The following is an 18,448-nucleotide window of genomic DNA, read 5'->3' as shown; positions in this document are numbered from 1 at the left end:
ATGACCGGGAAAGAGACCGTCCTGCACCACGGGGAGATCACCCCGGGGCGTCCCCTGCTCGTCGTCGCGATGGCCGGCGAGGCCACGCACCTCACCGAAGGTCTCGACGATCTGCCGGTGCTGCTCACCGGCATCGGCCGGATCCACACCACCCTGTCATTGACGGACTGTCTGCACCGCTACCTCCGCGCCGGCGGACTGCCCAGCGGCATCATCAATATCGGCACCGCCGGGGCACTGCGCCCGGGACTGACCGGCGTGCACCGGGTCGACCGGGTAGTGCTGCACGATTTCTCGCACTCCTCCGTCGCCGCCTTCACCGGTGCCGACGAGTACCCGCCGCTCGACCTCGCCGCGGAGACCGCAGTCCCCGGTGCCACGCCGGACACCCTTGACGGGCTCGAGCGGGACGCGGCGTCCTCCGTCACCCTGGCGACCGGCGACGTCTTCGTGGAGTCGGACGCCACCCGCGACCGTCTCGCGGAGGACGCCGACATCGTCGACATGGAGGGATACGCCGTCGCGTCGGTCGCCCGGTGGTTCGGCGTCCCGGTGCAGCTGATCAAGGTCATCAGCGACGACGCCGGAGATTCCGCCGGCACCTCGTGGCGCGAGGAACTGCCGCGGATGGCCCGCGAGATCGCCGCCCACACGCGTGGCCAACTCACCACGCCCCACCGGCCCGAACTCACCGCGGAGTAGTCGACCCGGGGCATACCCCGTCGATTAAGGCCTGCCTCACCATCATTGCTACATTCATTTCCATGAGTGCCATCCTGTCCGGACGCCGTCGGCGTCCACTCGCCGCCGTCACCGCACTGCTCCTCACCGTCGGGCTCACCGCCTGTGGTGTCGGATCGGACAACGGCGGCAGTGTCGGTGACGCCGAGGAGACCAGCTTCGACGCCGCGGTCGGGGACTTCCCCACCGCCGATGACGTCCCCACCGCGTCCGGGTCCCGTGATGTCTCTTACGCGCCCTACGTCGGCGACGTCACCCCCGTCACCGAGGACGCCGACCCCGCCCTCCCGGTCAGTCTCACCGACGCCGGCGGCAACGACGTCAGCGTCGACGACGTCTCCCGCATCGTCCCGCTCGACATCTCGGGCACGATCTCCCGCACCCTGGCCGGCCTGGGCCTGCGCGACAACATCGTCGGACGCTCCGTCTCCTCGATGGAGCCCAGCCTCGCCGACCTGCCCGTCGTCACCCACGGCGGCCACTCCATCAGCGCCGAAGCGGTGCTGAACCTCGACCCCTCACTCATCATCCTCAACCCCTCCATCGGACCGGAGGACGCCGTCCAGCAGATCCGGGACGCCGGCATCCCCGTCGTCATGATGGAGGACCCGGAGTACGGCGCGGAGGCCGTGAGCGAGTCCATCACCACCGTCGCCGACATCGTCGGTCTGCCGGAGGAGGGCAGGAAGCTCGCCGAGCGTGCCGCCGACGAGGCTGACGAGGCCCGCTCCACCATCAGGGATCTGGCGGACGCCGCCACCGACGGCACCCCGCTGCGCGCCGCCTTCCTCTACGCCCGCGGTGACGGCGGCGTCTTCTACATCCTCGGTCCGGACTCGGGCACCAGCAAGCTCATCGAGGGCATCGGTGCGGTCGACGTCGCAGCGGAGAACGGGATCACCGACATGGCCCCGGCCAATGCCGAGGCACTGGCGAAGCTCGACCCGGACGTGCTGGTCATGATGTCCGCCGGCCTGCAGTCCACCGGCAACATCGACGGCCTGCTCACCAAGCCCGGCATCGAGCAGACGAAGGCCGGGCAGAACCGCCGCATCCTCGCGATCCCGGACTCCCAGGCCCTGAGCTTCGGCCCGCAGACCGGTGAGATGCTGCTCTCCGCCGCAAGCGCCCTCTACAACCCGGACGCCCACCGCGAGGCTACGGCGTCCTGACCGCGGGCCTATGGTGGACGCCATGAACTCCACCCCCGCCAAAGGTTCCCCTGAAGAGAAGGCGGCCATGCTCGCCTGGCTCGATGATGTCGCCGACCAGCTCGGCATCGACCGTGACGAGGAGCGCGCCCTCGTCGGCGAGATCCTCCAGCTGACCAGTACGGTCGCGCACGACCGGTCGCGTCCTGCCGCTCCTGTCACCGCCTTCCTCATCGGCCTGGCCGCCGGACGTGCCGGCACCGACCCCACCGAGCTCATCGCCGCGGTCCGTGAGCGTGCGGCGTCCGGCGGGAAGCCCGAGGACTGAGACCCCCGTTCGGCGGAACCCGACACCGCCGGTATGACGCAGATCACGTCCGGGTCTACCATCGGGAGAATGACTAATGTTCAGGGACTTCCGCCGGTCACCGACCAGGTCAACCCGGTGGCCAACCGCTTCGACCACCCGCGGGTGAGCGAGAACGAGAAGGTCGCGACCGGTATTCCGGCCGTGCTCCACGCCATGCAGTACGCGCTGCCGAACAACGGCGGCCCGTCCCTGCTGACGATCAACAAGCACAAGGGCTTCGACTGCCCCGGCTGCGCCTGGCCCGAACCGGACCAGCACGACCTCAATATCGTCGAGTTCTGCGAGAACGGCGCGAAGGCCGTCGCCGAGGAGACCACCCCCACCAAGGCCGGTCCGGACTTCTGGGCGCGGTACACCGTCGAGGAACTCCGCGAGAAGACCGACCACTGGCTCGGCAAGCAGGGGCGCATCACCCACCCGCTGGTCTACGACCGGGACTCCGGCGACGGCCACTACCGGCCGATCAGCTGGGACGACGCGATCGCGATGATCGCCGGGGAGCTGCAGTCCATCACCCCGGACGAAGCCGTCTTCTACACCTCCGGCAAGGCCGTCAACGAGTCCGCGTACGCCGTGCAGCTGCTGGCCCGCCGGATGGGCACCAACAACCTGCCGGACTGCTCGAACATGTGCCACGAGTCCACCGGCTCGGCACTGTCGGCGACGCTCGGCCTCGGCAAGGGCTCGGTGACGATCAACGACTTCCACACCACCGACCTGCTGATCTCCGTCGGCCAGAACCCGGGCACCAACCACCCGCGTGCGCTGACCGCCTACTCCCGCTGCAAGGAGAACGGCGGGAAGATCCTTGCCCTCAACCCGATGCCGGAGGCCGGGCTCATGGCCTTCCGCGAGCCCCAGGCCGTGAAGACCTACCTGGGCTTCAAGGAGAAGCTCGCCGACGACTACCTCCAGGTCAGGCTCGACGGCGACCGCGCCCTGTTCCTCGCCGTGAACAAGGAGCTCGTCGCCCGGGACAACGTCATCGACCACTGGTTCCTGGACACCTACACCTCCGGTTTCGACGCCTTCAAGGCGCACCTGGAGACCCTCGACGACGACGAGCTCGCCGCCGCCCACGGCATCCCCCGGTCCCAGGTCCTCGGCATGGTCGATTCGATCGAGGCCGCGTCCACCACCATCATCACCTGGACCCTCGGCGCGACCCAGCACAAGAACGCCGTCGCCACCATCCAGGAGATGGTGAACACCCTGCTGATCACCGGCCGGATCGGCAAGCCCGGCTGCGGCACCGCCCCGCTGCGCGGCCACTCCAACGTCCAGGGTGACCGCACCATGGGTGTCTGGGAGAAGTCCCCGGAGAGCTTCCTCGCCGCGATCGAGGAAGAGTTCGGCTTCCCCGTCCCCCGCGAGCACGGCTACGACACCGTCTCCTCCCTGCAGGCGATGCGCGACGGCAAAGTGAAGTTCTTCCTGTCCCTCGGCGGCAACCTGGTCCGGGTCGCCTCCGACACCGCCGTCCTGGAACGCGGCATGGCGGCCAACGAGCTCACCGTGCACCTGTCGACGAAGCCGAACGGTTCCCACGCCTGGCCCGGCCGGAAGTCCCTGATCCTGCCGGTGCGCGCCCGCACCGACCTGGACATGCAGAAGTCCGGACGCCAGTCCGTGACTGTCGAAGACTCCGCCGGCAAGGTCCACGCCTCCACCGGTAAGCGCCGCTTCCACCGGAGCTCCGACCTGAAGAGTGAGGTCGACATCCTCTGCTCCATCGGACGCGAGACCTTCGGCGACGACTTCTGGCAGCCGATGATCGACAACTACGACGTGCTGCGTGACCACATCGCGGCCACCATCCCCGGCTTCGAGAACTTCAACGAGCGTCTGAACCACCCGGGCGGGTTCTACCTGCCCAACGGCCCCCGTGAGCGGAAGTTCACCACCGCCGACGGCAAGGCGCACCTGACGGTCAACGAGATCGACCCGGTCGAGCTGAAGCCCGGTGAGCTGATGATGAACACGGTGCGCACCCACGACCAGTACAACTCCACCGTCTACGGCATGGACGACCGCTACCGCGGGATCAAGGGTGGACGCCGCGTCGTCCTGATGAACAAGGCGGACTGCGCCGAGCGCGGCCTGCGCGACGGCGACATGGTGGACATCGTCTCCAGCTTCCCCGACGGCGAGCGCCGCGCCCCCGACTTCCGGGTCGTGGAGTACGACCACTCCCGCGGCGGCTGCACCACCTACTTCCCTGAGGCGAACGTGGTGATCCCGCTGGACAACGCCGTGACGAAGTCGAACACCCCGGTGTTCAAGTCCACCCCGATCCACCTGGAGCCGACCGGGAAGCGCGCCGAGGACATGCCGCCGATGCCCGCGGGCGACAAGTAAACGAGACGGAGAACCCCGGAGTACGCTGCACACACATGGGTAGGTTGACGGAAAAGGCACGGGTCACGAAGGTTCGCCTCGGGGACGGTTCCGCGGGGCACCCGCCCGTCGAGGTGGACACCCGGGCGGACACCCTCGCCGTCGAGGAGCCCCTGCAGATCCGGGTGGACGGTACGGACTTCAGTACCACCATGAGGACGCCGGGCCACGACATCGAACTGGTCCACGGGCTGCTCCACGCCGAAGGGGTGATCACCGGTCGCGTCGACATCGCCGAGGCACGTTACTGTGCCGGTGCGGTGGGGCCGAAGGGTGAGAACACGTACAACACGCTGGATGTGTCCCTGCGGGATGCGGCAGGGTTCAGCATCGCCGAGGTAGGTGTCACCGCGTCCCCGGATTCCCCGCAGCCGCCGGTCGGTGATTCCTGCCCGTCACTGCCGGTCGGTGCAGGTACATTGCGGGGCCGTGAGCTCCCGATCCGCAACCTGGTGACCAACTCAGCCTGCGGCGTCTGTGGCACGACCTCCATCGAGGACCTCATGAAGGAGAAGCGCTACACGCTGACTCCGGTGCATCCGTCCCCTGAACTGGTGGTCTCCCTTCCGCAGCAGCTGTCCTCCGGTCAGAAGTCTTTCAGGAAGACCGGTGGTATCCACGCTGCCGGCGCGTTCACCGCTGACGGGCGTCCCCTGGTCATCCGTGAGGATGTCGGACGCCACAATGCCGCTGACAAGGTCATCGGTGCGCTCCTGCTCGACGACCGTCTCCCCGGAGATGTCCCCGACGACGACCCGGACAAGGCCACCTACCTCGTCATGAGTTCGCGTGCGTCCTTCGAGCTGGTGCAGAAGGCGGTGCTGGCCGGGTTCTCCGGACTGGTCGCCGTCTCCGCGGCCACGTCCCTGGCGGTCGACATGGCGAAGGAGTCCGGGCTGCTGCTCACGGGCTTCACCCGCGACGACAGGTTCAACCTCTACAGCGGGGAGCTCGCGTAGCGGGGGGTTACTGCCGCTCCAGCCACGCTTCGATGCCGCCGGGATAGTTGATCGCGGCGATACCGACCCCCGCCAGCAGATCGACCGCCCGCAGCGAGCGCACACCCGATCCGCAGTAGACCACCAGAGGACGCCCCTCCTCGGTCGCCCGGTCAGCCACGTACTCGACCTCCTCAGGGAACTCGCCGTCGACGCCACCCTTGAGCGCGGACAGCGGGATGTTCACCGCACCGGGGATATGCAAGGTCTCGAACTCGTCGGGCTCACGGACATCCATGAGCACGGCATCGGTGAGGTCCGGGACATCATCATCCGACCGCTCGACCGCCAGCTCCTCGTCCACGGGCGTGGACACGGACCTCACCCGCTCGGCGACCGCCGGATCGGCGTGCACCGGGATGTACTCCCACCGACCGGACAGTCCGTCGAAGTAGCCGATCGTGCCGGCCAGGGGTGTGCCGACACCCGTCAGCACCTTGACCGCTTCCAGCGCCATCGCGGTGCCCACAATCCCCACGACCGGGCCGAGTACGCCCGCAGCCGAACAGGACGGCACGCTGCCGGGAGCGGGCGGGGTCGGGAAGACGTCCTCGTAGACCGGCCCGGCCGTCCCGTCTGCCAGGTGTCCACCGAAGACCGACAGTTGCGCGTCGAAGCCGAGGATGGACGCCCACACGTGCCGGATCCCCAGTACCGCACAGGCGTGGGAGCAGGCGTAGCGGGCGGCGAAGTTGTCGGTGCCGTCGAGGACCACGTCGGCGCCCCGCAGCAGCTCCACGGCGTTCGACGCCGCCAGCCGGGTGCTCACGACATGCACCACCAGGTCAGGATTCCGCGCCAGCATCTCCCGGCGCGCGGACTCCGCTTTCGGCTCCCCCACCGCACTGTCGGTATGGATGATCTGCCGGTGCAGGTTGGAGGTCGCGACCACGTCATCGTCGATGACGGTCACCTCACCCACCCCCATCGCGGCGAGGTAGAGCAGCGCGGGCGATCCGAGTCCACCGGCCCCGAGCACGGCGACATGGGAGGACGCCAGCTTCTCCTGTCCCGCGAGACCGAATCCGGCGAGCGTGATCTGGCGTCGGAAACGGGCGTGGTCGACGGTCGGCACTGTCTTCCCACTCATGACAGCCCCACCCAGTCCGTCGATCCGTCAGTGTGTTCCTGTTCCTTCCAGATCGGCACCTCCGATTTCACGCGGGACGCGAACTCGGCCACCGCCTCGAAGGCGGGCCCCCGGTGGGAGGACGCCACAACCACGAGGAAGGCCAGTTCACCGATGCCTAATTCGCCGCTGCGGTGCTCGGCCCAGAGCCTAATCTCGGGGTACTCGGCGACGGTCTCCTCGGCGATCCGCGCCAGCACGGCATCTGCCGTCGGGTGGTGGGTGTAGATCAGCTGTGTCACCCCTTCCCCGTTGTCGTGATCGCGCACGGTGCCTTCGAAGGTGACGACAGCGCCCATCGCGTCGGTCGCCGTGGCGTCCTTCGCAGCGGCGAGGTGGTCCTCGAGGCGCCCCGTGGAGACGGCGGTGTGGATGACAGTGCCGGTCTGCGCAGCGACGTAGGCAGGGTCTTTCACAGGGCCCTTTACGGGGTCCTCCATGGCTTCACTCATGGTCTCCGGCTCCTTCCAGCTGGTCGATGAGGTGGTCGAGCACGGGGTCGAGCACGGCGATGCCGTCCTTGACTCCGCCGGTCGACCCGGGGAGCGTCATGACGAAAGTACGTCCGACAGTACCCGCCACGCCCCCGGACAGCAGCGCAGTCGGAACGCCGTTCTCCAGGCCCTTGAGGTGCACCGCGGTCATCAGGCCGGGTAGTTCATGGGTGAGCAGTGGTCTTACCGCGGCGACGGTACCGTCGGTCGGGCTGATGCCGGTGCCTCCGGTGGTGAGCACGATCGTCGGGGTGGCGGTTGTCTCGTCAGGGTCCGCCTGCTCGCCGAACAGCTCGTCGAGGTAGGCGGGGATGTCGGCGTCAGCGACGACCGCGGCGTCCGGCACTGTCAGCCCCCTCCCACGCAGCCAACTGACCAGGACGGGGCCGGTGCGGTCGGCGTACTCACCGGCGGCGGCGCGGGTGGACGCGACGATGACGAGTGCGGTACTCATCGCACATCCCAGTCGCCGGACTTGCCGCCGGACTTCGCGAGGACGCGGATGTCGTCGATCACGGCGTGCTTGTCGACCGCCTTGATCATGTCGTAGACCGTGAGCGCAGCCGAGGTCACGGCGGTGAGCGCCTCCATCTCCACACCGGTGACACCACGGGTCTTCACGGAAGCCTCGATACGCACGGCGTCCGCCTCGCGGGTGAAGTCGACGGTGATCTTGCCCAGCGGCAGTGGGTGACACAGCGGGATGATCTCGGGGGTCTTCTTCGCACCCATGATCCCGGCGACGCGGGCGACGGGCAGGGCGTCCCCCTTGGGCAGGCCCTCGTTGGCCGGATCGAAGATCATGTCGAGCACATCTTCCCTGGTCCGGACGCGACCGGTGGCCACGGCGGTGCGGCTGGTCTCGCTCTTCGCGGTGACGTCGACCATGTGCGCCGAGCCGTCCTCGCGGACGTGGGTGAGGTGGGTGTTCTCGGTATTGTCCGTGCTGCTCATAGGTGTCCAGGTTACGCGGTGGGGCCGGTCAGAGTTCGCCCGAGCCGGGTTCAGAGCGACGCGCGATGTGCACCTAAACTGGTGCGCATGGTTGAGATCCACTATTTCGCCGCCGCCCGTGCCGCACGCGGCGTCCCGCAAGAGAGCACCGAAGCCACCGGCACACTCGCCGACCTGCTCGATACCCTCGGCACAACCCACACCGAGACCACCGCCGGCGGCATGACACTCGCCCAGATCTTCGACCGCTGCAGCTTCCTCATCGACGGCCGCACGGTCACGCCGCAGGACGCCCCCACCGTCGACCTCAGCACCGTCCGGCGCATCGACGTCCTCCCGCCGTTCGCCGGAGGGTAGATGTACGCGCTGATCATCGCGGGTGGACGCGGCGAACGTCTCGCCGCCTCCGCCCCGTCTCCGGTACCGGTCAAACCTCTTCTCCGGGACGCCACAGGCCGCCGTCTCATCGACCGCGTCCTCGACGCCTGCGCTGTGCTTCCCGATTGCCGGCAGATCGTCGTCGCCGGTGAGATGCCGCTTCCCGCTGAGACCACCCGTGTCCGCGAGGATCCGCCGCTGGCCGGCCCGGCCGCAGGTATCGCCGCCGGTGTCGCCGCGATCCCGGCTGACTACACCGGCGATGTCCTCGTCCTGCCCGCGGATCTCGCCGACCCGGCGTCCGTCGTCACTGCACTGGACCGACCGGGAGTCATCACCGCCGCAGGACGCCTCCAGCCCCTTCTCTTCCGGGCGTCCTTCCCCACCCTGAAGGACGCCTGCGTCGGCGATTTCACCGACGCCCCCGTCATGCGCATCGTGAAGAAACTGCACCTGCCCGAGATCGAACTGCCCGCCGCCACCGTCGCCGACATCGACACCTGGGCGGATGCCGCAGCACATGGATACAGCAACGGGTACGGTCAGGACTGATGAACACTCTCAGCTGGTCCGAAGCCCGCGCCGCCGTCGAATCCGCGGTCCATGACCATGCCCGCCGCGGCACCGAACTGGTTCCGGTGGCGGACGCGGCGGGTCGGATCCTGGCGTCCGCCGTGGTCTCCCCCATGGACGTGCCGCACTACACGTCCTCGGCGATGGACGGGTTCGCGGTGCGCGGCTCCGGCCCGTGGCTGCTGCTCGCCACACCGGTCGAGGGCGCGGCGGGACGCAATGTGCACCGCACGGGCGGCGTCCTCTCCGACGGGGAGGCACTGCCGGTCCTGACCGGGTCGCTGCTGCCTGAGGGTGCGGAGGCCGTCGTCCGGTCCGAGGACGCCGAGATCACCTGTGACGGTTCCCGACTGCACGCCGGGCAGCCGGACGTGGACAAGGACATCCGCCCCGCCGGGCAGGAACGCGCCGCCGGGTCCGAACTGCTGGCGCCCGGGGTCCGGCTCACGCCTCGTCATATCGCGATGCTGACGGCCGGGGGCGTCGACGAGGTGACTGTGACCGTGCGTCCGACCGTGGTGTGCGCCTTCACGGGCAATGAGATCGTGCGCAGCGGTGTCCCCGGTCCTGGTGAGGTACGCGACGCCTTCTCCACGTCCTTCCCGGCACTAGTCGAGTCCTGGGGTGGCGTCGTGACCTCGACCGAAGCCATCGCCGACGACCCGGTGGCGGTGGAGTACTGGCTGCGTCGGCCCTCGACGGTAGACGCCGACATTGTGCTGGTCACCGGTGGTTCCGGTCATTCCGGACAGGACTTCGCGCGGCGCTTCATCACCCGTGCCGTAGCCGGGGATGACGGCGAGGTCCTGGCGTCCGGCGTAGCGTGCCGGCCGGGCCACCCGACCCTGATCGCGCGGCGCGGAGCACAGCTCATCATCGGCGCTCCGGGGAACCCGTTCGCCGCGCATGTCGCGCTGCACTCGTTCGTGATGCCGGCCATTGCCGCGTTCGTGGGTGCGTCCTCTGAGCTGCACTCGGGGGCCTGTGCCGTCTCGCTTGATCCGCTCGACAGGGACCGGGTGCGCCTGATTCCCGCGTCTCTGGGCGCCGACCGGGTCTGCACCCCGGTCGACGGTGCACACTCTCACATGCTCACCGGGTACGCGACCGGCGATGTGCTGCTCGTCGTCCCGTCAGGGGGCCTTGCGGCGGGCGGACCGGTGGACTACCTGATGCTGTAGGTGGGGTTTTCCCTTTCCCCACTGTTCCGTCCTCCCTGTGCAGCTACCAGTACCGAGCGTGCTTCACTGTCGCTACCAGTACACAGAGGCGGAAGTCAGGTACCTGACTTCCGCCTCTGCGTACTACCAGCTGCATCAGTAGGGGATGCGGGACATGACATCAGTCCCGGTAGAGCTGTGCGCCCTTCGACTTACCCTGATTCAGCCAGGCGTACACCCCGCCGACGAGCAGCCCACCGCCGACGATATTGCCGAGCAGAGCCATCCCCCAGTTGTCCAGCACATTCGACCAGGTCAGCGAGTCCAGCACGGCGCCGCCGTCCATGAACCCGTCACCGAGGCAGAACAGGGACAGCATGAACAGGGAGAAGTTGGCGATGAGGTGCTCCAGGCCCAGCACCACGAACGCGCCGATGACGAACTGGGTGAACAGGAACTTGCCCGCGTAGTCCTTCATGATCAGGCCGCCGACAATGGTCACGTTGACCAGGAAGTTCGCGAGGATAGCCTCGAGGAAGATGCCCCACGGGCCCTTGTTCAGCTTGCCGTCGGACAGGGTGGCGAGCAGGTGGTCGGCTCCGAGTCCGCCGAGCTTGCCGGACTGGCCGAGCATCACCGCGACGATGATCGCGCCGACGAGGTTGAGCACCACCGTCCACAGGATGATCCCCGCGGCCCGCAGCCAGGAGACATGCCCCCGCACGGCACCGAAGACCATGAACATCATGGTGCCGGTCGCCAGTTCGGCACCGACCTGCAAAATCATGGCCAGGCCGACGAAGAAGCACATGCCGAAGACGACCGCACCGAGACCGGGAGCGACGCCTTCGACCGCATTGCCGGCGACGACGGCGAAGGCCGTGCCGAGGGTCAGGTACACGCCGGCGAGGATCGCGCGCACTGAATAGCGCAGCGGATCATCGGCGAACAGTCCCGCCTTCTTGAGGATGGCCTTGTCGGCGGCGGCATTCACGGCGCCGTCCAACGGGGCCGGAGTGGCCCGGGCCTCGGTTTCTACGGTTGATGCATTCTCACTCACCGGGATGACGCTACTACCAGTGTCACGGTGGACCGAATGACCGTCATGTCCCACCGTGCCAACCGGTCGCCCGACTCCGGCAGAGGACGCCACCCCGAAACCAAAGGCGACCTGCGCCACATCATGACATGCGCGGAACGCCGCAGCACACCACCGGTCGGTCCCGCCGAAACCGATTGCGGCACAACCCGACAGAAGACACCCCCTTGTTCACCCCCAATGTGGGCGGCACAGGGAGCTACGCAGCGAGCTGCACAGGGGAGCTCAGGAGGACGCACCACCGGCCGCCATCTCAGCAGCCACCTCTGCAGCGACCTCGGCCGCGACCTCGGCAGCCGCGGCGTCCACCGCCCGGGCCACGGACGTCACCGGCCGGGTGTCCAGCCGGGAGACCGCGATCGACAGCCGCACCTCCGGATCCTCCAGCGGCACGGCGCACAGCCGGTCCGACAGCGGCGCCCATTCAGGCACGACTGCGAACCAGCGTCCCTCTTCGGCGCTGGACAGCAGCGCGGCGACGGCATCGGAGTCCAGCACTGGTGTGACCTGCACGTCGAACTCGGACATCGCCCGGTTGAACTCCTCGCGAGCCAGCATCCCCGGCGAGAGCAGAGCCACAGCAGACGTGGAAAGCTCAGCTCCGGACAGGGACGCAGGTACCGAACCGAACCGCTCACGGAACAGCGCAGGTACACCCACCACCGTGAAGCGCACCGACCCCACGGTCGTCACCCGCTGGCCCCGCACCCCCTCAGGGGTGGTGTGGATGATCCCGGCGTCCAGCTCATGGGCCCGCAGCCCCTCGACGATCTCCTCACTGCGCAGCCCCGCGCGCAGGTCGAAGCGCACCCGCGGGTGCGCCTCGGCGATCCGGTCGAGCAGCCGCGCCGCCCAGCCCGTCCCTGCCGGGATCACGCCCACCCGTACCGTCGCGGACAGTTCACCGCGGACGGCGGCGAGGTCCTCTTCCAGATGACGCTGGTCCGCAGTGATCCGCTGCGCATAGGTCAGTACCAGCTCGCCTTCGTGCGTCAGCCCCTGGAATGCCGAATGACTGCGGTTGACCAGTGGTGATCCGACCTCCTTCTCCAGTTTCCGGATCGCCTCGGACAGGGTCGAGGTTGTCACGAAGCAGGACGCCGCCGCCCGGCCGAAGTGTCGTTCCCGGGCGAGTGCCTCGAAGTAGGTCAGTTGACTGAGGAGCATGGAAACCACGCTACAGCGGATACACCGCCACCACGTCCCCAGGCGTCGGCCGGGCACCGGCCGGCACGCGCAGCAGACAGTCCGCCTCCACCGACTGGGCGAGCAGGTGCGACCCCGCACCGCCGACCGGCCGGACCAGCACCCGCCCGTCGACCACGGACCGCACCGCCCGGTGGAAGCAGTCCTTGTGCTCCTGACCGGTCACCGGTGCGTCCAGGACGGCGGTCGACTCCGCCTCAGCCACACCGAGCACCGGCGCGACGAACAGCCGGAAACTCACCGCCGTGGAGACCGGGTTGCCGGGCAGACAGACCACCGGCGTCCCCTCGAAGACGGCCGTGCCCTGCGGACCGCCCGGCTGCTGGGCTACATGCCCGAACCACGACCCGTCCAACGGCGAGAGCAGCTGTCGCACCACCTCGAACTTGCCGTGACTGATTCCGCCGCTGGTCACGACCACCGTCGGGTTACTCTGACGGATCGCCGAGCGCAGCAGCGCACCGAACGCGACCGGGTCGTCGGTGGTGCGGACCCGGCCCGCGACCTTCATCCCGTGGTGCGTACACAGTGCGGCGAGCATCGGCCCGTTGGCGTCCCTGATCATCGCCGCGCCGGTCCCGGCACCGTCACCGTCACCGATCTCGTCACCGCCGGTGCAGATCAGCACCCGCGCCGGCTCGCGCACCGGCAGCGTCGTGATGCCCTGGGCGGCCGCCACACCGACGGTCCGTTCATTGACGACATGGGAGGACGCCAACAGTTCGTCGCCGGTGGCGATGTCCGACCCACGGGGCCGGACGAACTGCCCGGCCGGCGTCGCCGGGACCGTCACGCAGGCACCGGTCGACGGGAACTCCGGGGGATCACAGCGTTCGACCGGCACCACGGCCACGGTGCCTGCAGGGATCTTCGCCCCCGTCATGACCGGGAGCACGGCGTCTGCGGCATCACCGGCGTCCTCGACGACCGACGCCGGGTCCGCACCGGCGGCGACGGTCTCCCCGACAGTGAACGTTCCACCCGCGAGGTGCTGCGGAAACAGGGCGTACCCGTCCATCTGGGAATTGTCGAAGCGGGGCGAATCCTCGACGGCCGCCACCGCCCGTGCCAGCGGCCGTCCCACGGCGTCGACGACCGGCAGGTCCACGACCGGACGCTCACCGACGAGCGTGCGCACGGCGTCCTGATGATCTTCGGGGGTCCGGGGGGCCGGGTGCAGGCCGGGGTGCATGGTTACCGCTTCCGTCTCAGCAGGGTGGTCGTGGCGACCCCGCCCACCACCAGCACGTAGATGCCGAGCAGCAGGATGCAGGCACCGAGCGCCTGGTCCATGTCATTGGAACTCAGGCCGAGCTCGATGAGCAGCGGGATCGTCCGGGTTTCCCCGGCGACGTTACCCGCGAAGGTGAGGGTTGCGCCGTACTCGGACAGCGCACGGGCGAAACCGAGGACCGTGCCGACGACGATCCCGGGCAGCGCCAGCGGCACCGTGATGTGTCGCAGGACCTGCCACCGGGACGCCCCGTCGACCCGGGCAGCCTCCTGCACCACCGGCGGTACGCCGCGCAGCGACGTCACCGTCGTGGAGACGAAGAAGGGCATCGAGACGAACACCTGCACCACGATCACGGCCAGGGAGGTGAAGGCCACGCGGAGGCCGAAGGCGTCGTCCAGCCACTCCCCGACCAGCCCGTGGCGTCCCCAGAGAAAGACCAGGGCCAGGCCGGAGACCACAGGTGAGAGCACCAACGGGGCGTAGATGATGAGCTGGAGGGCGTCACCGATCCTCGGATGACTCCGCATCATGTCGACCATCCACAGACTCAACGGCAGGCCGAGGACGATGCACAGCACCGTCGACACCAGTGCCGTGGTCAGGGACAGGCCGAAGGCCTCGGTCGCCTCGTCGGCGGTGATCAGCTCGACCGCGCGGTCCCACGGGATATTGAGCAGCAGCGCGACCAGTGGTCCCAGCAGCAGCAGGACAGCGACGAGGGCGACCGCGACGAGGGCGACCGGGACGCTACGCCGGCGCACCGAACCCGTACTCCGCGAGGATCTCGCGGGCCTTGTCGGTCTGCAGCCACTCCAGGAACTCGGTGGCCGTCTCGTTCTCCTCACCGTCGGAGGTCAGCGCGGCAGGGTAGCTGTTGTCCTCGATGCCGGGGATGTCCAGCACGATGACGCGGCCCTGGGACTCCTTGAGGTTCTTCTGCATCGCCTGGGCGTCGGTGGAGTAGATGAAGCCGGCGTCCACGTCACCGGTGGAGACCTTGGTGGATACGTCGGAGACATTCGCCTCCTCGGTCGGAGCCTTCAGGGTGATGCCCTGGTCCTCGAGGTACTCGTGGGCGAGGGTGCCGCAGGGCACGCCGTCGGCGCACAGGGCGATGCGCAGCTTCTCGTTGGTCTTCAGGTCGTTGAGGTCGGTGATCGACCCCAGGTTCCCCGGTGCCGTGGCGAGCACGAGCCGGTTGGTGGCGATGACCTGCGGGTCGGCGTCCTCGAACTCGTCGAGGTCCTGCGCGGCCTCCATGTTCGCCTCATCGGCGCTGATGAACAGGTCGGCGTCCGCACCCTGGTCGATCTGCTGGACCAGCTTGGAGGATCCGGCGTAGTTCCAGGTGACCGTCGCGCCCTCGTGACCGTCGGCGGCGAAGGCCGCGGCCAGGTCGTCGCCGGCGTTCTTCAGGGAGGCGGCGGCGAAGACGGTGATGTCGCCGGCGGAGCTGCCGGTGTCCACTGCGGTGGCCGTCCCCTCGCTCTCACTGTCCTTCTGCGAGTTCGAGCAGGACGCCAGCATCAGCACCAGTGCCGCCAGCGCGGCGAAAACGGCCAGTGCCGTGGCGCGTGACAGGTGCAGGGTTCGGGTCATGGTCGGTCCTCTCGAAAGGTGTCATCTGGAACGCTCCCGTTGTCGCTCACACGGCCCGGGGGTTACAGTGGCCTACTGTAACCCGCCCCCGGACGCGGCACCCGATAGCTCCGATGACCTGCGGACGGAGACGCCGGAACCGGGGGGAGCACCACGGCCGTCTACGCTGAAGGCATGACCGAATCCGCCCACCCTCTGGAGACCACCGACGCCGGACGCCCGCCGGTCCACGCGATCATCGTCGCCGGCGGTGCAGGGTCCCGGTTGGCGGCGTCCGCGCCGGAAGGAACCCCGCCTAAGCCCCTGCTCACGGACGATGCGGGACATCGCCTGATCGACGGGGTTCTTGACGCCTGCGCCGGCTGTCAGACGCTTATCGTCGTCGGCCCGGAGATGGAACTGCCGACCGGAGTTGTGCGCGTCCGTGAGAATCCTCCCCTGTCAGGGCCCGCGGCGGCGATCGGCGCTGGGGTGGAGGCCCTGACCGACGCCGGCGCCGGCGAGGATGATCTGGTGCTGCTGCTCGCCGCTGATCTGACAGCACCGCACCAGGGGGTTGCCGTGCTGCTGGAGCACGCCGCCGGTCACCACGGCACCATCGGTATTGTCGGCACAGCCGGGTCCAGGTTGCAGCCCCTGTTCTGCTTGATCCGGTTCGGCCCACTTCGACGGGCGGCAGACACAGACCTCCGCAACACTTCGGTCATGCGGCTGCTGCGTCGGACGGGCCGCGGGAACCTCGACACCGTCGAACTTCCCGCGTCGACCGCCGCGGACGTGGATACCTGGCAGGACGCGCTCGCCCACGGATTCGGGGACCGGAACGGACGCTGACCCGCTGATCCGGCCGCTGCACCGGGCCGGTCACTCACAGCTGTTCGGTGATGCTGCCGATCAGCGGACCGACCACCGCCACGGCGTCCGCCACCGCACCACGGGAGCCGGCGGCGTTGACAATCAGTGTGCGTCGGTCTCCGCGGTCGACGATGCCGACGATCCCCCGGCTCAGCCCTGCCGACGGAGTCGATTCCAGACCCCGCAGGAGAATCTGGGTCTCCAGACCGCTGACTCTCATCCCGATGCGGGCCGCCGTGCACTCCGGCGTCACGCTGCGGGTCCTCAATCCGGTGCCACCGACAGTGAGAACCAGGTCGACCCCTGATTCGAGAGCGGTGTCCAGCGCCTGGGATACCTGTTGCGTCGTCTCCTCGACGACCGTGCACCCGAGCACCCGGACGAATTCGCCGAGGTCAGCCACTGCGCGGTCACCGGAACGGTTCGCGCGGGCACCGGAAGCGACCCGGTCGTCGACGACGATCACCGCCGCAGTACCCCCTTGCCCTGATCGATCGGAGTTCCTGAACTTTTCTTTTCCTTTCGGACCTTGATTTATATGAGTAGTTCGCGTATGATCCATCTCATATCCGTTCCATTCGTTTCTATTGGTAGACTTCGTGTCGACGTAGTTGGAGAGTATATAACAAACAATCCACACAGGTGAGGACTATGCACCATCAGGCCACATTGCACGGACGATCGACCACACCGGACGAACTCGACACGTCCGGAAGAACCATCAACGGATGGAATCCCGAAGATAAGGATCATTGGGATTCCCGTATCGCATGGCGGACCCTGTCAATTTCGACATTCTCGCTCATTATGGGGTTCTCCACCTGGTATCTCGTATCCGCCATCGCGCCCCTGCTGACGCGGATCGGATTCGACCTGACCACCGGCCAGCTCTACTGGCTCACCGCCATCCCCGGACTGTCCTGCGGTCTGTTCCGGCTGGTGTTCATGTTCCTGCCGCCGATCATCGGAACCCGCAGACTCGTGACGATGTCCTCCCTGCTGTTCATCATCCCGATGCTCGGCTGGTTCTTCGCCGTCCAGGACAGCTCCACCCCTTACGGGTGGCTGCTCACCCTGGCCTTCCTCTGCGGCATCGGCGGCGGAGTATTCTCCGGGTACATGCCCTCGACCGGGTACTTCTTCCCGAAGAGCAGGTCAGGAACGGCCCTGGGACTGCAGGCGGGCATCGGCAACTTCGGCATGTCGCTGATCCAGTTCCTCGGCCCCTGGATCATGGGCTTCGGCCTTCTCGGCATCACATTCGTCACACCAGAACGCACCAACGACGGCGATTTCCTCTTCGTCCACAACGCTGCTGCCGTGATGATCCCCTGGGCTGTGCTGGCCGCCGCACTGGCCTGGCACTTCCTCAAGGACGTCCCGGTCAAGGCAAGTTTCCGCCAGCAGATCGACATCTTCGGCAACCGCAACACCTGGATCCTCACCCTGGTCTACCTCATGACCTTCGGAGCATTCTCCGGCTTCGCGGCACAGTTCGGCCTGCTCATCAACGAGATCTACGGGCGCGATTCCTCTCTCGCCGACTCCTTTCCCGTCGACGACCTCCCGGGCGGAGCAACCTACGCCTTCCTCGGACCGCTGATCGGGTCCCTGGTCCGGGCTATGTGGGGTCCACTGTGTGACAAGTTCGGCGGTGCGATCTGGACGTTCGTCGGATGTGTGGGCATGACCGCGTCCACGTTGGCGGCGTCCTTCCTGCTCGAGCCCTCAGATCCCGATCAGTTCCCCTGGTTCCTGGCGGCGATGCTGTCGCTGTTCTTCTTCACCGGCCCCGCCAACGCCGGAACCTTCAAACAGATGCCCATGATCCTGCCCGCCCGCCAGGCCGGAGGAGTCATCGGCTGGACCGGTGCAGTCGGCGCTTTCGGACCGTTCGTGGTCGGCATGCTCCTGTCCGGAGTCTCCTCGACTCTGGTATTCCAGGGAATGGTGGTCTATTTCGTTGTGGTCACTGTTCTCGTGTGGATGTTCTACGCTAGGCCACACGCCCCCTACCCCGGATAAAAACAGAATAAATACTCGCATTCCACCTGCAGTGTATGCGAATCACACTCTCCTTGCGGATGACCACCGCGAGGAAACATAT

Annotated in this window: 20 protein-coding genes; 10 read left to right on the top strand and 10 right to left on the bottom strand. The window is 67.7% G+C overall.

Going from position 1 to position 18,448, the window contains the following annotated elements; all coding sequences use genetic code 11:
- The 5 genes from CVA01_RS10260 (at nt 1) to fdhD (ending at nt 5,618) form a co-directional block, all read left to right on the top strand.
- Complete coding sequence (locus CVA01_RS10260; RefSeq protein ID WP_014010842.1) at nt 1-702, top strand: nucleosidase; 702 nt, start codon at nt 1-3, stop codon at nt 700-702.
- 62 nt (nt 703-764) lie between these two features.
- Nucleotides 765-1,913 (top strand): heme/hemin ABC transporter substrate-binding protein, encoded by a 1,149-nt coding sequence (locus CVA01_RS10255; protein WP_141330529.1) that lies wholly within the window; start codon nt 765-767, stop codon nt 1,911-1,913.
- Nucleotides 1,914-1,935: 22 nt separating this feature from the next.
- Nucleotides 1,936-2,220, top strand: a complete 285-nt coding sequence (locus tag CVA01_RS10250; protein ID WP_244938255.1) for a DUF6457 domain-containing protein — start codon at nt 1,936-1,938, stop codon at nt 2,218-2,220.
- Between the two features lie 69 nt (nt 2,221-2,289).
- Nucleotides 2,290-4,620, top strand: coding sequence for an FdhF/YdeP family oxidoreductase (locus CVA01_RS10245; protein WP_170209754.1), 2,331 nt, complete (start codon nt 2,290-2,292; stop codon nt 4,618-4,620).
- A gap of 35 nt (nt 4,621-4,655) precedes the next feature.
- Complete coding sequence (gene fdhD, locus CVA01_RS10240) at nt 4,656-5,618, top strand: formate dehydrogenase accessory sulfurtransferase FdhD (protein WP_014010846.1); 963 nt, start codon at nt 4,656-4,658, stop codon at nt 5,616-5,618.
- Between the two features lie 7 nt (nt 5,619-5,625).
- On the opposite strand, the gene CVA01_RS10235 is transcribed toward fdhD, so the two are convergent.
- The 4 genes from CVA01_RS10235 to moaC are packed head-to-tail and all read right to left on the bottom strand — an operon-like array spanning nt 5,626 to nt 8,234.
- On the bottom strand, nt 5,626-6,747 hold the full coding sequence (locus CVA01_RS10235) for a ThiF family adenylyltransferase (protein ID WP_141330523.1): 1,122 nt from the start codon (nt 6,745-6,747) through the stop codon (nt 5,626-5,628).
- Nucleotides 6,744-7,238: a molybdopterin synthase catalytic subunit gene (locus CVA01_RS10230; protein WP_244938254.1), complete on the bottom strand. Its 495-nt coding sequence runs from the start codon at nt 7,236-7,238 to the stop codon at nt 6,744-6,746. Before CVA01_RS10230 ends, CVA01_RS10235 begins: the two co-directional genes overlap by 4 nt.
- Nucleotides 7,231-7,734 carry a MogA/MoaB family molybdenum cofactor biosynthesis protein gene (locus CVA01_RS10225; RefSeq protein WP_014010849.1) on the bottom strand — a complete coding sequence of 168 codons (504 nt, stop codon included), beginning with the start codon at nt 7,732-7,734 and terminating at the stop codon, nt 7,231-7,233. The genes CVA01_RS10230 and CVA01_RS10225 overlap by 8 nt, the downstream gene beginning before the upstream one ends.
- Nucleotides 7,731-8,234, bottom strand: a complete 504-nt coding sequence (gene moaC, locus CVA01_RS10220) for a cyclic pyranopterin monophosphate synthase MoaC (protein ID WP_014010850.1) — start codon at nt 8,232-8,234, stop codon at nt 7,731-7,733. Before moaC ends, CVA01_RS10225 begins: the two co-directional genes overlap by 4 nt.
- Nucleotides 8,235-8,321: 87 nt before the next feature.
- Between moaC and CVA01_RS10215 the strand changes: the two genes are divergently transcribed.
- The 3 genes from CVA01_RS10215 to CVA01_RS10205 are packed head-to-tail and all read left to right on the top strand — an operon-like array spanning nt 8,322 to nt 10,366.
- Entirely contained in the window at nt 8,322-8,591 is a 270-nt protein-coding gene (locus CVA01_RS10215) for a MoaD/ThiS family protein (protein WP_041630162.1), read from the top strand.
- Nucleotides 8,592-9,164, top strand: coding sequence for an NTP transferase domain-containing protein (locus CVA01_RS10210; RefSeq protein WP_141330521.1), 573 nt, complete (start codon nt 8,592-8,594; stop codon nt 9,162-9,164). It abuts the gene before it with no gap.
- Nucleotides 9,164-10,366 (top strand): molybdopterin molybdotransferase MoeA, encoded by a 1,203-nt coding sequence (locus CVA01_RS10205; RefSeq protein ID WP_141330519.1) that lies wholly within the window; start codon nt 9,164-9,166, stop codon nt 10,364-10,366. The genes CVA01_RS10210 and CVA01_RS10205 overlap by 1 nt, the downstream gene beginning before the upstream one ends.
- A 160-nt stretch (nt 10,367-10,526) precedes the next feature.
- Here the strand turns inward: CVA01_RS10205 and CVA01_RS10200 are convergent, their stop codons facing one another.
- The 5 genes from CVA01_RS10200 to modA all read right to left on the bottom strand — a co-directional run bounded on the left by CVA01_RS10200 (nt 10,527) and on the right by modA (nt 15,486).
- Complete coding sequence (locus tag CVA01_RS10200) at nt 10,527-11,351, bottom strand: formate/nitrite transporter family protein (RefSeq protein ID WP_141330602.1); 825 nt, start codon at nt 11,349-11,351, stop codon at nt 10,527-10,529.
- A gap of 318 nt (nt 11,352-11,669) precedes the next feature.
- Nucleotides 11,670-12,611, bottom strand: coding sequence for a LysR family transcriptional regulator (locus CVA01_RS10195; RefSeq protein ID WP_014010854.1), 942 nt, complete (start codon nt 12,609-12,611; stop codon nt 11,670-11,672).
- Between the two features lie 10 nt (nt 12,612-12,621).
- Complete coding sequence (locus tag CVA01_RS10190; protein WP_073883362.1) at nt 12,622-13,842, bottom strand: molybdopterin molybdotransferase MoeA; 1,221 nt, start codon at nt 13,840-13,842, stop codon at nt 12,622-12,624.
- A gap of 2 nt (nt 13,843-13,844) precedes the next feature.
- Nucleotides 13,845-14,648 (bottom strand): molybdate ABC transporter permease subunit, encoded by an 804-nt coding sequence (locus CVA01_RS10185; protein ID WP_141330517.1) that lies wholly within the window; start codon nt 14,646-14,648, stop codon nt 13,845-13,847.
- Complete coding sequence (modA, locus tag CVA01_RS10180; protein WP_141330515.1) at nt 14,635-15,486, bottom strand: molybdate ABC transporter substrate-binding protein; 852 nt, start codon at nt 15,484-15,486, stop codon at nt 14,635-14,637. Before modA ends, CVA01_RS10185 begins: the two co-directional genes overlap by 14 nt.
- 174 nt (nt 15,487-15,660) lie before the next feature.
- Between modA and mobA the strand changes: the two genes are divergently transcribed.
- A complete protein-coding gene (gene mobA / locus CVA01_RS10175) occupies nt 15,661-16,320 on the top strand; it encodes a molybdenum cofactor guanylyltransferase (RefSeq protein WP_141330513.1) in 660 nt (219 codons plus the stop codon).
- Between the two features lie 34 nt (nt 16,321-16,354).
- Here the strand turns inward: mobA and CVA01_RS10170 are convergent, their stop codons facing one another.
- Complete coding sequence (locus CVA01_RS10170) at nt 16,355-16,807, bottom strand: molybdopterin-binding protein (RefSeq protein WP_170209753.1); 453 nt, start codon at nt 16,805-16,807, stop codon at nt 16,355-16,357.
- A gap of 185 nt (nt 16,808-16,992) precedes the next feature.
- Here CVA01_RS10170 and CVA01_RS10165 point away from each other — a divergent pair, with 185 nt between their 5' ends.
- Entirely contained in the window at nt 16,993-18,366 is a 1,374-nt protein-coding gene (locus CVA01_RS10165; RefSeq protein WP_141330509.1) for a nitrate/nitrite transporter, read from the top strand.
- The last annotated feature ends 82 nt before the right edge of the window (nt 18,367-18,448 follow it).

The organism is Corynebacterium variabile, assembly GCF_006539825.1.
In the GTDB taxonomy this organism is placed as follows: domain Bacteria; phylum Actinomycetota; class Actinomycetes; order Mycobacteriales; family Mycobacteriaceae; genus Corynebacterium; species Corynebacterium variabile.
This window is presented reverse-complemented; position numbering and strand designations above follow the sequence as displayed.